Below are 13,548 nucleotides of genomic sequence, written 5' to 3' on the forward strand. Positions count from 1 at the left end.
TAAAAAGTTACTTAAGCGCAGTATTGCAATAATCTTGCCAAAAAGTGCTCTTGAAAAGTTAACTTAACGCACTCATCTAGGCGCTAACGTTATATAATGGTCTGTTTTATCTATCGACCTAGCTGACAAGTTGGGCGTTGCTGATAGCTTCAATGACCAGCAACTTATTAATGAGTTTGAGCTATTAATTGACTAAATCCTTGCGTGATTGTTTGTATGATTGTGGCTTGATTCATTAACTATCTATTTTCTTATCATCTGAGTACAAAAGACATCGCCTTATGACTATCTCTATCGCTTCATTGCACAGCACCGAATTTGCCGTTGGTCAACGTTATTTATCTGATACGGAGTCTGAGCTTGGCTTGGGTGTGGTCATCGACGTCGATGACCGCTGTGTACATATCTTATTTCCGCAAAGTGAAGAGACCCGCGTCTACGCCAAAAATTCTGCGCCGTTATCGCGCGTGGTGTTCAAAGAAGGTGATAGTATTTCTGACCAAGCCGGTAATAGCTATACCGTAACCGCGGTCGAAGAAGTGATGGGCGTGCTCAAATACAGTGTTGATGAGCATGAGCGCGGCATTATGGAAACCCGTTTGGCGGCTAATATCACGCTGGCTAAGCCGCTTGAGCGTTTGCTGGCTGGTCGTATTGAGCGCGGGGATTGGTATGAGCTGCGTCAAGATATCTTGCGTATGCAATCAGCGCTAGCGGGTCATCCGCTCAAAGGCTTGATGGGCGCACGTGTCGATATCATCGAGCATCAGCTGTATATTGCCCATGAAGTCGGTAAACGTATCGCCCCGCGTGTCTTGCTTGCTGACGAAGTTGGCTTGGGTAAGACCATTGAAGCAGGTCTGATTATTCATCAGCAGCTATTGACGGGCAAAGCTGAGCGCGTCCTAATTCTTGTACCAGACAGTTTGCAGTATCAGTGGATGATCGAGCTGCGTCGCCGTTTTAACCTAAACTTTGCCTTGTTTGATTTGGTACGTACCGCTGCGATTAAAGAACACGACCCTGAGCAAAACGTCTTTACGACTGAGCAATGTATCATTGCCGGCATGGACTTATTGCTTGACCATCCAGATTTGTACGATCAAGCGATGGAAGCGGGTTTTGATTTATTGGTCGTCGATGAAGCGCATCACCTGCATTGGGATGAAGCACAAGGCGGCAATGATAAATATGACCTCATTGCTGACTTTGCCGAAGAGACACCGGGTGTCATGCTATTAACGGCAACACCTGAGCAGCTTGGCGCCCAAAGCCACTTTGCCCGTCTGCGTTTATTAGACCCCGATCGCTTTGATGACCTTGATGAATTTATCGATAGCCAAGAAGCCTTTGCCGAAACTGCCGCTGTTGCCAGTGTCTTAATCGAAGATAAACCATTAAGCAACGGTCAAATCACGGCATTAAGTCATCTGCTTTCTATTAGTATCGATGAATTAGCAAACATTAATGACGACGAAAAACTGCGTACTTATGCGCTCAATGAACTCCTTGACCGTCATGGTACGGGGCGTATTTTATTCCGTAATACCCGTGAGAGTGTCAAAGGTTTTTATGGTCGTAGCAGCCAGCCGTATCCGTTGCCGCTACCTGAAGCATGGGTCGATAGCTATCAAACCAAGGGTAAATTGCGCGAGCAGCTTTGGGGCGAAGAAAATCAACCCGATGGCGGCTGGCTAGAGGATGATCCGCGGGTGCCGTGGTTGATTGATATTTTAAAGGGTGAGCTTAAGCATAAAAAAGTATTACTGATTGCTCGTAGTGGGGCGACGGTTGAAAGTTTAGAGGCGGTATTGCGCCTGCATGCTGGTATTAAAACCGCCATCTTTACCGAACAGATGACCTTACTTGAGCGTGACCAAGCGGCGGCGTTTTTCGCCGATTTAGAAGGCGCGCAGATATTACTCTGCTCAGAAATTGGCTCAGAAGGTCGCAACTTCCAGTTTGCAAGCCAGCTGATATTGTGGGACCTGCCTGCCAATCCCGATACGTTAGAGCAGCGTATCGGTCGCCTAGATCGTATCGGGCAGACACAGCAAATTATGCTGCACGTTCCTTATGTACAAGGGACGGCGCAAGAGCGACTGTACCGCTGGTATAACGACGCGCTCAATATGTTTAATCAGATTTCTCCAACTGCGCAAAGCGTACAAGAGCAGTATATCCAAGAGTTAAAGCCGCTGCTTGAAGGCGCGGATACCGACGCTAACCGCACCACTTTGCAGGAGATTATCGAAGAAGCACAGCAAACGCGCTTGGGACTCGAAGCACAGCTACAAGCTGGTCGCGATCGCTTACTTGAGTACAACTCATGCCGTCCGCGCGTTGCTGGGCGTATTGCAGATGCCATGCATGATTTTGATAAACATAATCTATTGCCGCAATTTATCGAGCGCTTCTTTGCTTCCGCCAATATCGACCACAATATCCAGCGCGATGGTTCATGGGTGATTGCGCCGATTGATAGCACGGAAATTAGCGATTATATCGACGGTCTGCCGCTCGGTGACGAAGATGGTATGACGCTGACCTTTGAGCGTAAGCAAGCGCTGCAGCGTGAAGATATCGAATTTATCACCCATGAGCATCCATTGATGCGCGCGATTTACGAGCTGGCAAGTACCAGCACTTTTGGGAATACCACCGTTGCGATGCTAAAGAGTGCCGCCGTTCCACAAGGTATGGTGCTGCTAGAAGTGAATTTCCGCGTTGAAGCGATTGCGCCAAGATTGCTTAATCTGCCTGCTACCTTGCCGACGCAAAATATTCGTGTCTTTATCAGTGAGCAGGGCAGTGATTTATCCGCGCGTATTAGCAGCGATATGATTATGCCGCATATCGAGCGCTTGGATAAAAACCGCGCCCGCCAAGTGATTAAAGTACGTGGCGATGTGATTGAGCAGCGCTATTATGAAGCCGAAGATATTGCCCGCCAGCAGCTAGAAGACATTGGTGAACAGGCAAGCGCGCGCTTTAGCCAGCAGTGGTCACGTGAAATCAAGCGCCTAAAGCATCTGCAAACGATTAATCCTAACGTGCGCCCAGAAGAGATTGAGCGTCTAGAGCAGCTAAAAGCCCAAGGTGAGCAAGCACTAGGCAATTTATCGCTTGTACCGGATTCTATCCGCGTGCTAGTCGCTGTGAAACCGTAACGTCAAGCCAAAAAAAACGAGATGTGAGATAACATCTCGTTTTTTCTGCAAATATGCTGTTTTAAATAATCGCTTGCTGACTATCTTTAAGCCACTAAGCGGTAGCACGACTAAGCAGTAGAACTACTAAGTTACTTAAGCGGCGACTGCTTAGTCAAAATCTTTAATATTCGCTAAGATGATTGGCTTTTCGCTTTATAATGAGCGATTGCTAATCATTTTACTGGCTATTTATTTGGCGTTGTCAGCGTTATCTGGCTGTTTAGTGCAAACTATAATAGCCATGCTATAACAGTTTTAAAATGAACCTACTATACATATTATTTTAAATTAAAACGCCGCATTGGCTTAAGCCGTATCGTATTGATACGCTTGACCCTTGAGTGCTTATATCTCAATGCTTGGTGTGATTGATCAAAATAAGGAAACCTATCGTCATGTCTGATTATCCGCAACTGATCGATGAGCTGCTCGCTACTGTCGCGCTTATCGAAGTCAGCCCTGATGTTTTTGAAGGTAAAAGCCACGATTATGTGGGCAGTCGTATTTTCGGCGGGCAAGTGCTGGCGCAAGCGATTATGGCCGCATCGCATACGCTCGATAAAGACAAACCTTGTCATTCGCTGCATGGTTATTTTTTGCGCGGTGGCGATATCAATCAGCCGGTGATTTACCAAGTACGCCGCCTGCGTGATGGTCGCAGTCTGTCAGCACGTGAAGTCACGGCAATTCAGTATAAAGAAGTGCGCGGTAAAGCGCCTGTCGAGCAAGTGATATTTTCGATGATTGCTTCGTTCTCACCGATGGAAGAGGGCTTGGAATATCAAGAAGATATGCCCGTGTATCCGCCGCCAGAAGACTTGCTTGATGAGCAAGATTTAAAAGAGCAGTATGTTGGAAAGGTTCCTGATGCCCTAAAAGCGCGTTTTATGCGTCATCGTCATGTCGAGATTAAACCGATTAAGCCGCGTGATCCGATTCATCCAGAACCGATGAAACCCAAGCAAGCAAACTGGCTGCGTATCCGTGAGCTTGGAAAGCAGCCTGTGGCCATTCAGCAAGCACTATTGGCGTTTTCGTCTGATTTTTACTTGGTCGGTACGGGGCTGATGTCACATGGGGTCAGCTTTATGACCAGTGGTTTGCAAGCGGCGAGTATTGATCACTCGATGCATTTTCATCGTGATTTTGATTTAAATAATTGGCTGCTATATGACATGTGGAGCGACACGACCTCTAACGCCAAAGGCTTAAATCACGGTCAGTTTTGGCAAGATGGTCGATTGGTCGCAACGGTACAACAAGAAGGCCTGATGCGTTTGCGGGTGCCCAAATCTTAAATTTTGTCTTAGTTTTTTGTATGTTATAAATGAAAAAAGCGACTCAGAATATATTTTGAGTCGCTTTTTTTAGGGGTTTTATTTGGTTGCAATAACCTATTATTCTAAAATCTTAACCATCGCTCGTGGTAATCCAAGTGTTGCCTGCGCATCACTCGCATTTAACCAGTTAATATTAATTTCTGCCGCTTGCAAGGCTTTGGTCAAATCAGTCACTTGCTCATTAGCTAAAGTCAGTGATTGCGGCGTTAAATACCAATGGAAATGAGTTAATGAATGTTTAATAGGCGCGTCATCAATTAAGGCTTTATTAATGGGCGCGGCTGCTAAACTATGCTTATCCAACCATTCATTGATAATTTGCTCAGCGGTGGTAAATTCTGTTTCATACTCTTTTTCATAGTTTTTTTTATTATTAGCAACTTTTAATCGTTTATCATCGCTGGCTTCTGAATTTTCAGCAGTTGTTTTGCCACTTACTTTACCGTCAATTTTCTCAACAAATTGCAAAGGCAAACTCCACAATCCGCCCCAAATGCCATTATCAGGACGCTGTAGCCACAGTATTTTGCCGTCCGTATCTTTAATTAATAATGCATTGCTAACTTTGCTGGGTTTGGGCTGTTTTTTGGCCTTGACTGGATAATCGGTTTCGCGACCCTGCGCATGAGCCAAGCAATCGTCTTGCAATGGGCACAGCAGACAAGGAGGCTTGCTACGCGTACACAAGGTTGCACCCATATCCATCATGGCTTGCGCAAATAATCCTGAATTTTCCCTAGGCGTTAAACGCTCCGCCAATGCCCACAGTGCTTTGGTCGTCGCCGACTTAGTAATATCACCATCGATAGCGGCCCAACGGGTGAGGACGCGCTTGACATTGCCATCACAGATAACGCCATAACGATGTAGCCCCATTGCCATAATCGCCCCAGCGGTCGACGGCCCAACGCCAGAAATCGCTTCCCAACCTGCTAGTGTCTGCGGGAAGTCGTCCGTTTCATTGATAACCTCAACCAACTGCTTCGCGCCTTTGTGCAAATTACGCGCGCGCGCATAGTAGCCAAGTCCCGCCCAGTGTTCCGCCACCATATCCCATTCTGCTGCGGCTAAATCTTGCACCGTCGGAAACGACGCCATAAAGCGGGCAAAGTAGGGCAGCACTGTCATTACTTGCGTTTGCTGGAGCATGACTTCTGATAGCCAAACGATATAAGGATTGGGCGTATCGGTTTGGTGCTGTTGCCACGGCAGATCGTGGCGACCGTTTTCAGCGAACCAATCGAGCAGGCGGGGAGCGAAGTTAGTTAATTCAGCTTCGGATTGGCTAAATATGTGGTTTCCAATTTTATTTTTTAAATTAGCGGTTGGCTGAGTCATAAAAAACCATCATATTAGAAGCGAGAATTAGGATATGAGGGCTTTGAGTCAGCTTTTCCATCGTTTAAAGTTAATTCATATAAAACTGTTTTATAGCTTTTACATTTACTTTATCAGATTTAGTTATAACTCAGTATATAATGCGATTGGATCAATAATTATTTCATTACTAAGCCTGCCAGTAAATGCCGATTCTAAGTTAGTTATATGGGAAACCATATTCATTATGGCTTCTTTCAAAGTTTCATAGTCATGCGTTGCTTCAGGAACGCTAGTTTGTTCTTTTTCACATTGTGTGATTATACCAAATAAAGTAAATTTCACTTCAGTCTGTCTCGAATATTTACGAATCACTAAGTCTTCTGGTTCTCTAAGAAACTTTCGATTGAGATTAGCGGAAGCTATATGATTAGACAGATTCATTTGTACTTCAAGTTGACTTCCCAAACCATATTCTAAAAGGAAACTTAAATCTTCAAGTAACTGTTTATCAAAATTTAAACCTTGATCAGACGACAGTTTATCTATATTGCTGATTCTTTTAAGTTCAGCGTTCAGCCCACTAATTTTACCTCTTTCATCCTTTCCTTTTTGAACCCTCGAGAGTTCCGCTTTAACTAACTTAATGTCTTCGTAATTAGTGACATACGTTAGTGCTTTACCCATTCGGTTAAAATCATTAAGGGTACTTATTATTGAATCTATATCGTTGAATGTTGCCTTTGCTGTAACTTTTATAAATGACTTTTCTTTTATTAATTTTTCTAAACTAGAGCTGTCGTATGAAACTGTAAGTACCTTATTTTCTTCAATAAGCTTCTTTTCAAAAAGAGTATATGAATAATCATTTAAAAATTTCTTTTCAGTATTTCTTTCGCTATTTTTTAAAATATCACCGACTATTCTACCACTGGAAACAGGACCTTTTTGCTGCTCTGTTTCGGATTTATCTAAGCTTTTCTCATTTAAAATATATTCAGTCACTCCTTCAAAAAGCTGTGATGATAATGAATACATTTTATCTTCATCAAGATATATAATATTTTTAATCATTTCTTTTCCTTCTAATATACTCATCATAGTATTTTTTACGAGTTGTTATTATTGACCAAACAGCTATAAATATACCTATTAACGCTAAGATAATAGTCGCAACTATAATTATAGTAGTCATATTGTATTCTCAACAGAAGGAATAGGTATTCTTGAAACAGCATCATATACTGAATAGCTGATAACAAATGAAACTACTGCTAAACCAATAGCACAAAATGTTATAGCTCTAATATCAACAACATCTGCTCCAACTAGATTCAAAGCTAATAGAATGCTATAAAAAGCTATAAATGTAATCGAAATACCATTTTGGACAGTTTTCCATTGTTCTTCTTGTCCTACGCAGTGTTCTATTTCATTGATGTTAGAGATGTGCAAAACTAATCCAAAAGCAACAAAATCGGAGGCTGATAGTAAGTCAAGACTACCTTCTTTAGTTACAAACCAGACCATAAGTCTTGCAAGAATTGGAATTAATCCTACTAGAACGGTATAAATTAGCCATTTAGTCTTTTTGCTTTCCATAGTCCTAGGAGTACCTTAAAAGCTGTTAAGTTAAATAGGTAGGCATAATATTACTATATAGCACGAATAGTTAATAAGCATCTACTTGCGATTCTTGCGCGTTTTTAATCGACGAAGGCGCTTCTCCTCTTCTTTAGCGACTCTTTTCTCTTCGGCAGCGATGCGTTGTTCAGCAACGACTAGCTCTTCAGCTTCAGTCATTTCTGGCGTCTCGAGGGTAATATTTCCAAGCTTGCCGCTACGTAACTCGTTAATCAAAATCTCAGACATGCGGTAGGTATCGACTTGATTGCCCGCGCGCACGCAGCCGCGATTACGTCCCGCCATTTCAAAAAACTCCCAATCGGTCTTGGGTAATTCTTCAATCTTATAGCGGGTTTTTAGCAGTTCAGGATAGGCTTGCATGAGATACTCAGCGGTATAACTGGCCACATCGGCGAAGTCAAACGCCGTATCACGAATACCGCCGGTCGCCGCCAAGCGATAGCCAGAGTTTTCGTTTTCAACCTTTGGCCACAGCATGCCAGGCGTGTCATAGAGCATGATGTCATCGTCAAGCTTGATCAGCTGCTGTGACTTGGTCACCGCTGGCTCGTCGCCCGTTCTAGCTACCGCGCGCCCCGCTAAGGTATTAATCAAGGTTGATTTACCGACGTTTGGAATACCCATAATCATGGCTTTTATTTGGCGACCGGTACCGACTTTATTGGGTACGAGGGATTTGCATATCGCGATGATACGCTTGACGTCATCGGCTTTATTATTGTCGCAAGCGATGGCTTTGACGCCATCTTGTTGCTCAAGATATTCCATCCACGCTTTAGTCAATTCAGGATCAGCAAGGTCGGCTTTATTTAAAATTTTGATGACCGGTTTTTCGCCGCGTAATGCCGCGACCATTGGGTTTTCGCTACTATAAGGAATACGCGCGTCAATCACTTCAATGACGACGTCCATCTGCGGCATGATTTCTTTGATTTCGTTACGGGCTTTGTTCATATGCCCAGGGAACCACTGAATACTTGCTCTCTTATCCATCTGCTTTACTAACCTTTTATAAAAAATGCTCAAAGTAAGACCATCGTCATTTACTTTTTAATGGCGTCCAGTTTACTACACAACCAGCCCTATCACCCAACGTTATCAAGTTATCACGTTACAATTTCATGTAACGCTCAGAGCAGACTATCCTGCAGACTCGTCTGTTAAATCCTCGCGCGCTGGTGGTAATGGTGCTAAATAACCAATGACTAAAATTAAGATACCTGCACCAAGGAAGGAAATCACCCGCCAAATCGCCTCGGTCTGGGATAAATCAACCAAGACCAGTTTTAGCACCACAACGCCCAATAGTCCAATGCCCATAAACCATAGCGTTCGTTGTCCATAGCGGCTGGCGATAATAGTGGCGACCAAAGCAATGAGCGTCCATAAAATGGTTAGTCCCGTTTGTACTTGCTCGCTATTCCAAGCGCCTCCTGTCACGTCGTATAAACCGCCAGTCCATAACGGCGTGCCGATAAATGCGTGCAGCGTTCTAACTAACATGCTAGAGCCTATCCAAAAACTAATCAGCGCTAAGATAATTAACAGCATATCGTTTTTAGGAATGTCACTTAATAGTCTTTTCGAGTGCATACCTAATGGCTGACGGAGCAAATAAACACCCAAGCCGTAAAACACCACCAACCATAACGTCACATCATATAAGTTAAATAAAGGAAAGTAGGGCAGTTCCCAAATAATACCATCGTAAGTGAAGTTGGTAAAAATAGCCCAACCTAGTGTGATTGGTACAAATATTTTGGCACTGTCTAATAATGCCTGATGCCAATCAAACCAATAAGTCGCAAATGCTGAGGTCGCTGCTCCTGTTTGCGAGTGTGATTGCTTATCATTGTATTGAGCCATAGCTTGACGCTGTGTCCACCATAATGCAGCCAGCATAAAGGCAACCGGAACCAAAATAGTCATGACACCTTTTGAATCAGGCAAGCCATAATGCATAGCTTCTGCCAACAGGATAATGCCAGCACCAAGCCAGCTCGCGCTATCAAAACTTTTTAACTCCAATTCTTTATGCCATGTTTTTAACCATAGTTGCCCAACGACCAACCAGCCTATGAGTAGTGTGATAAATATCGGCCAATGAAAGGTGGTCCACTGATAATCAAATTCATACTTTTGCGGCAGCTGTAGTACGACCATGGCATAAAATAGCAGCAATAACGCATGGCTAAACTGCCTAATCTTGCGCCACGAATGATAGTGATTGATTGCCTGATAAATAGCTAGGCTGGTTAAGGTGGCCAATCCTAGCAGCGCCGTCGTTGCTAATCGCCAACTGTCAAGCCATTGGCCAAAATCAATCACCAAGACATACAGCAGCCAAACCATTGCAGTAAAGGTCAAAAATCGACCCAAATTTGGACTGCGCCACATCAAGTTAAACGCCATACTTTGGCTATTGATACTGGTAAGCCATTGCTTAGTAGCGAGTTCACCAATGCCCAAGGTTTTAGTATAGGCAGTCAGCGTATGATTGGCGTTAAGCTGGTTGTTGGCGTCATCAATAGGCGAGTTGCTGGCACGTAAGATAAACATCGTAGCTAGATAGCTGAGCGCCGAAATCGTCAACGCCAACGTTGGATAATCTTTGATCGTAAAGACCACATTTATCATTAGCATCGCGATACTGAGCAGCTGCAATAACAACCCAAACAATACCGACCATGCACGTAGTGAGCGCCGTCCAAACCATACCAGTGCCAGCCCTTGTACCGACCAGCCAAAGGCAATCCATTCTGCATCGAGTGCCAGCGGAATCACCAAGGCTAAAAAGCCAAATCCCAATGCCAGCATACCCTCGGTAATTAAGGCGTAGCGCTGGCTACGCTGGACAAATACCCAGCCAATACCCAAATAAATTGCCGCGAAAATAGCACTGGTGAAGGTCAACCCATTAGGAATAGCTTCTAACAACGCCGCGAATAAACCAAAGGCCAGTATCGGCACGGAAAACAGCAAGCCGGTATCAATAGGGAATATATAGCTGTGGTTTCCTAAATAAAATTTATCTAAATGACTTGGATTCTCTGCACTATCAACGTTAGCTGTATGAGCAAAATTTGCTTCATTAAGTGTGTTATAAGCAATGATTTGCTGCGCGTAGCGAATGACGACAAACAAATATAGTAATACGTGCAGCGCCACTAGCAATACCAACGTCCAGCGCTGCGCCTCAATAACAGCGCTTAAATTTTCCGTCACACCCCAATAGTAAGCCAGTCCAAAGGTGACCATCACGCCGAGTAGATTGAGCATTTTCCAAGTACGGTAATGAGCGATGACAGCAATGGTGACGTTTAATAATAAATAATAGCTAAACGAGGACACTAAATTACCGATATCGCTACTGGTCAATATCGGTGCAAAAAACCCACCAGAAAGTGCCAACAATGCCAACGGTAAAGCGTTTTGGCGCACGGCGAGACCGATGGTGACAGCTGATAAAAGGCCAAGTCCAATAAAGCTCGGCACACTCGCCAGCACGTGATAGACGCTATAGGCAAAAAAGGTCGTCAAGTAAGCAATCGCTAAACCTGCCCCTTGCAGGGTGATGCCATAAGCAAAGCGATTTTTTGCTAATTTTAAACCAAGCGCAGCCAACGCCAATCCAATAATGCCAATGCTCACAAGCTTCAGGGCAATCGGAATTTCGATATAGTCGCTTAATAAGCGCAGCAATAACACCACCCCGACGAGCAACACCAAAACCCCAACGCGCACTACTAAGTTGCCGCCAAAAAACCAGTTTTGCATCGAGTGAATGAGTGAGGTAACGATAGGTAAGGAACGCTCGTCTGGCTCTATCGTTGTAACGGGGGTTCTCGATTTTGTCGATTCTGCTGGCTTTGGCTTTAAGCCGAGGTTTTCTTCTATGGGTTCGGCGCTAGCGTCAGCTGCTGTAACCGAATCTACTGCTGCTAACGGTATCGGTGGCGGCATTGGTGACCGCGAGGTTAAAGAGAGATCGGGCGTTGCTGCAAATTGACTTTCTTGATTGCTATTTATATCGGCGTGAGAAGATTTTGCTGTGATTAAGCCCTCTTTTTGCCGTTTAAGCTCAGCTTGTAGCGCTGTCATATCATGACGCAACTGTCTGATTTGTTGGCTTATCCTGGCGTATAGTATGAGCACCACGATCAATAAAGCCATAAAAGCCAGCCAGCCTAGCTGATTTATCAATAGATATAACATCCTCGTTACTCAATCCCACTTATAATAGAGTGATGATGACGTTATTTGCTCATAAGCACAAGATTGGTCATGGTAGTTATTGTGTATAACGACGAAAAACAGGGGTCGCTTTCTGAGAAAGTGACCCCTGTTTTTCGTCTTATACTTTGTATTAACACTCGTTATAGTGAGCGTTTATACAACTTGATTGATGATATTTTTAAAATTATTGACCGAGATTGGTTTTCATAAATTCAAGCATGTTGTCCCAGCTTTGCTTAGCAGCGGTTTCGTTGTAGCCAAGGTCAACATCGTTTTTGGCAGCACGCTCATCGGCATGCGGATTGGTAAAGCCATGTTTGGCACCGTCATAGACATCAATCGTGTAGTCGACGTCGGCAGCATCTAGCTCTGATTTTAGACCTTCTACTGCGTCCATCGACACCATCGAATCATCGCGGCCGTGAGCGACCAATACTTTGGCTTTGAAGTTTTTATCGGCAGGCTGTTTGGCCGCTAGGTTGCCGTGGAAAGTAGCAACCGCTTTTAATGGCATACCTTCGCGTGCCATATCGAGCACCACTTTACCGCCAAAACAATAACCAATCGCCGCTAAGTTATCGCGATTAACCGCCAGTTGGTCACCAAAGTCATTGAGTATTAAGCGGCAACGTGCCATTAGCATGTCTTGATCAGCAAGTACTTGCTCCATCCACATGTTGGCCATCGACGCGTCGCTGGTCAGCTTGCCTTCACCGTAAACGTCCATCGCCACCGCCGCATAGCCTGCTTTTGCCAAGCGCTCAACGACGGACTTTGGATGATCGACCACGCCCCACCATTCTGGCGCCACCAAAATACCTGCTACTGGATTGTCCTCTGAGGCAGATTCTGGCAGCGCCACATAGCTGATAAGCTCAACGTTGTTTTCGGTAGTGCTGATTAATTCAAAAGTCTTAATTGACATATTATTGTCCTTTTTTTATGTTATGAAGTGGGTTTTATAGATGACTGTTTTATAGATGACTGTTTTATAAATGCTTGTTTTATAAGTGTTAACTGTCCGTATTTTGCTTCATTCTTTTATTTACTTCTCCTACCTTAACGCCCAAGCATACCAAAAACAGCTATAATACTGTAACGCTCTTTATCAAAATGCTACGGCGACTTTATGACACTCAATTTGCTCAATCAATCTGAATCTCAATTAGCATCTGCTCTAGATTCCAAAACAACAACTGATTCAGATTCAGCGACGCCATCTGCTGTGCGCTTATTTCCTCACAGCCAAAACGATGCTAATGATCTATTGCGTCCGCAGTTTTGGTCACGTTTTGCGCTGTCAGAGCTAAACCATAGCGAATGGGAAGCGCTATGCGATGGTTGCGGCAGCTGTTGCCTAATCAAGTATATCGACGATGAGAATGTCAGCGATGACAATAGTCATGAAGCAGAAATGGTTGAATATACCGATGTCACCTGCCAGCTGATGGATTGCGCGACGGGTTATTGCAAGCATTACACCACCCGCCAAGAGCACGTGCCAGACTGTATTCAGCTAACTATGGAGAATTTGCCGCAGATGATGTGGCTGCCGTCGCACTGTGCTTATAAGCGCTTGTATAAAGGACAAAGTTTACCAAGTTGGCATTTATTACTAACCCAAGATGCAGTGCTGACCCAGCAGCAAATGCGCGCTGCCAATGTTGGCGTAGCAGGGCGCTGTGTTTCTGAGATTGGCATGACAGATGAGGAGATGGAGGAGCGGGTGGTAAATTGGGTTCAGCCTTAACCTAACTTTTTTTATAAAGGGTTTAATCTATGTTTATGCTTAATGA

9 protein-coding genes are annotated in these 13,548 nt (G+C 44.2%); 3 read left to right on the forward strand and 6 right to left on the reverse strand.

Translation table 11 applies throughout. The features are described from left to right. Window positions 1-281 precede the first annotated feature (281 nt). Both rapA and IQ457_RS04830 read left to right on the forward strand, forming a co-directional pair. The gene (gene rapA / locus IQ457_RS04825) at window positions 282-3,170 is read left to right on the forward strand and encodes an RNA polymerase-associated protein RapA (protein ID WP_200662301.1); all 2,889 of its coding nucleotides are present in this window, start codon (window positions 282-284) and stop codon (window positions 3,168-3,170) included. A gap of 437 nt (window positions 3,171-3,607) precedes the next feature. After that, complete coding sequence (locus IQ457_RS04830) at window positions 3,608-4,510, forward strand: acyl-CoA thioesterase (protein WP_144297665.1); 903 nt, start codon at window positions 3,608-3,610, stop codon at window positions 4,508-4,510. Between the two features lie 99 nt (window positions 4,511-4,609). Here the strand turns inward: IQ457_RS04830 and mutY are convergent, their stop codons facing one another. The 6 genes from mutY to IQ457_RS04860 all read right to left on the reverse strand — a co-directional run bounded on the left by mutY (window position 4,610) and on the right by IQ457_RS04860 (window position 12,677). After that, window positions 4,610-5,890: an A/G-specific adenine glycosylase gene (gene mutY, locus IQ457_RS04835; RefSeq protein ID WP_200662302.1), complete on the reverse strand. Its 1,281-nt coding sequence runs from the start codon at window positions 5,888-5,890 to the stop codon at window positions 4,610-4,612. A 123-nt stretch (window positions 5,891-6,013) separates the two neighbouring features. Continuing rightward, window positions 6,014-6,943, reverse strand: coding sequence for a DUF6414 family protein (locus IQ457_RS04840; protein ID WP_200662303.1), 930 nt, complete (start codon window positions 6,941-6,943; stop codon window positions 6,014-6,016). Window positions 6,944-7,060: 117 nt separating this feature from the next. Next, window positions 7,061-7,471, reverse strand: a complete 411-nt coding sequence (locus tag IQ457_RS04845) for a hypothetical protein (RefSeq protein WP_200662304.1) — start codon at window positions 7,469-7,471, stop codon at window positions 7,061-7,063. Between the two features lie 81 nt (window positions 7,472-7,552). After that, window positions 7,553-8,509 carry a ribosome biogenesis GTPase YlqF gene (gene ylqF, locus IQ457_RS04850; protein ID WP_200662305.1) on the reverse strand — a complete coding sequence of 319 codons (957 nt, stop codon included), beginning with the start codon at window positions 8,507-8,509 and terminating at the stop codon, window positions 7,553-7,555. 147 nt (window positions 8,510-8,656) lie between these two features. Continuing rightward, window positions 8,657-11,689 carry a DUF2339 domain-containing protein gene (locus tag IQ457_RS04855; RefSeq protein ID WP_242465359.1) on the reverse strand — a complete coding sequence of 1,011 codons (3,033 nt, stop codon included), beginning with the start codon at window positions 11,687-11,689 and terminating at the stop codon, window positions 8,657-8,659. A gap of 247 nt (window positions 11,690-11,936) precedes the next feature. Then, window positions 11,937-12,677 carry a dienelactone hydrolase family protein gene (locus IQ457_RS04860; protein ID WP_200662307.1) on the reverse strand — a complete coding sequence of 247 codons (741 nt, stop codon included), beginning with the start codon at window positions 12,675-12,677 and terminating at the stop codon, window positions 11,937-11,939. A 204-nt stretch (window positions 12,678-12,881) separates the two neighbouring features. Between IQ457_RS04860 and IQ457_RS04865 the strand changes: the two genes are divergently transcribed. Continuing rightward, entirely contained in the window at window positions 12,882-13,502 is a 621-nt protein-coding gene (locus IQ457_RS04865) for a YcgN family cysteine cluster protein (protein ID WP_200662308.1), read from the forward strand. Window positions 13,503-13,548 lie beyond the last annotated feature (46 nt).

The organism is Psychrobacter sp. M9-54-1, from assembly GCF_016613355.1.
Taxonomy (GTDB): domain Bacteria; phylum Pseudomonadota; class Gammaproteobacteria; order Pseudomonadales; family Moraxellaceae; genus Psychrobacter; species Psychrobacter faecalis.

Bases quoted from the DNA above. Each gene is read 5' to 3' on its own strand.
- rapA (WP_200662301.1), top strand. From the start codon at position 282: ATGACTATCTCTATCGCTTCATTGCACAGCACCGAATTTGCCGTTGGT.
- IQ457_RS04830 (WP_144297665.1), top strand. From the start codon at position 3,608: ATGTCTGATTATCCGCAACTGATCGATGAGCTGCTCGCTACTGTCGCG.
- mutY (WP_200662302.1), bottom strand. From the start codon at position 5,890: ATGACTCAGCCAACCGCTAATTTAAAAAATAAAATTGGAAACCACATA.
- IQ457_RS04840 (WP_200662303.1), bottom strand. From the start codon at position 6,943: ATGATTAAAAATATTATATATCTTGATGAAGATAAAATGTATTCATTA.
- IQ457_RS04845 (WP_200662304.1), bottom strand. From the start codon at position 7,471: ATGGAAAGCAAAAAGACTAAATGGCTAATTTATACCGTTCTAGTAGGA.
- ylqF (WP_200662305.1), bottom strand. From the start codon at position 8,509: ATGGATAAGAGAGCAAGTATTCAGTGGTTCCCTGGGCATATGAACAAA.
- IQ457_RS04855 (WP_242465359.1), bottom strand. From the start codon at position 11,689: ATGGCTTTATTGATCGTGGTGCTCATACTATACGCCAGGATAAGCCAA.
- IQ457_RS04860 (WP_200662307.1), bottom strand. From the start codon at position 12,677: ATGTCAATTAAGACTTTTGAATTAATCAGCACTACCGAAAACAACGTT.
- IQ457_RS04865 (WP_200662308.1), top strand. From the start codon at position 12,882: ATGACACTCAATTTGCTCAATCAATCTGAATCTCAATTAGCATCTGCT.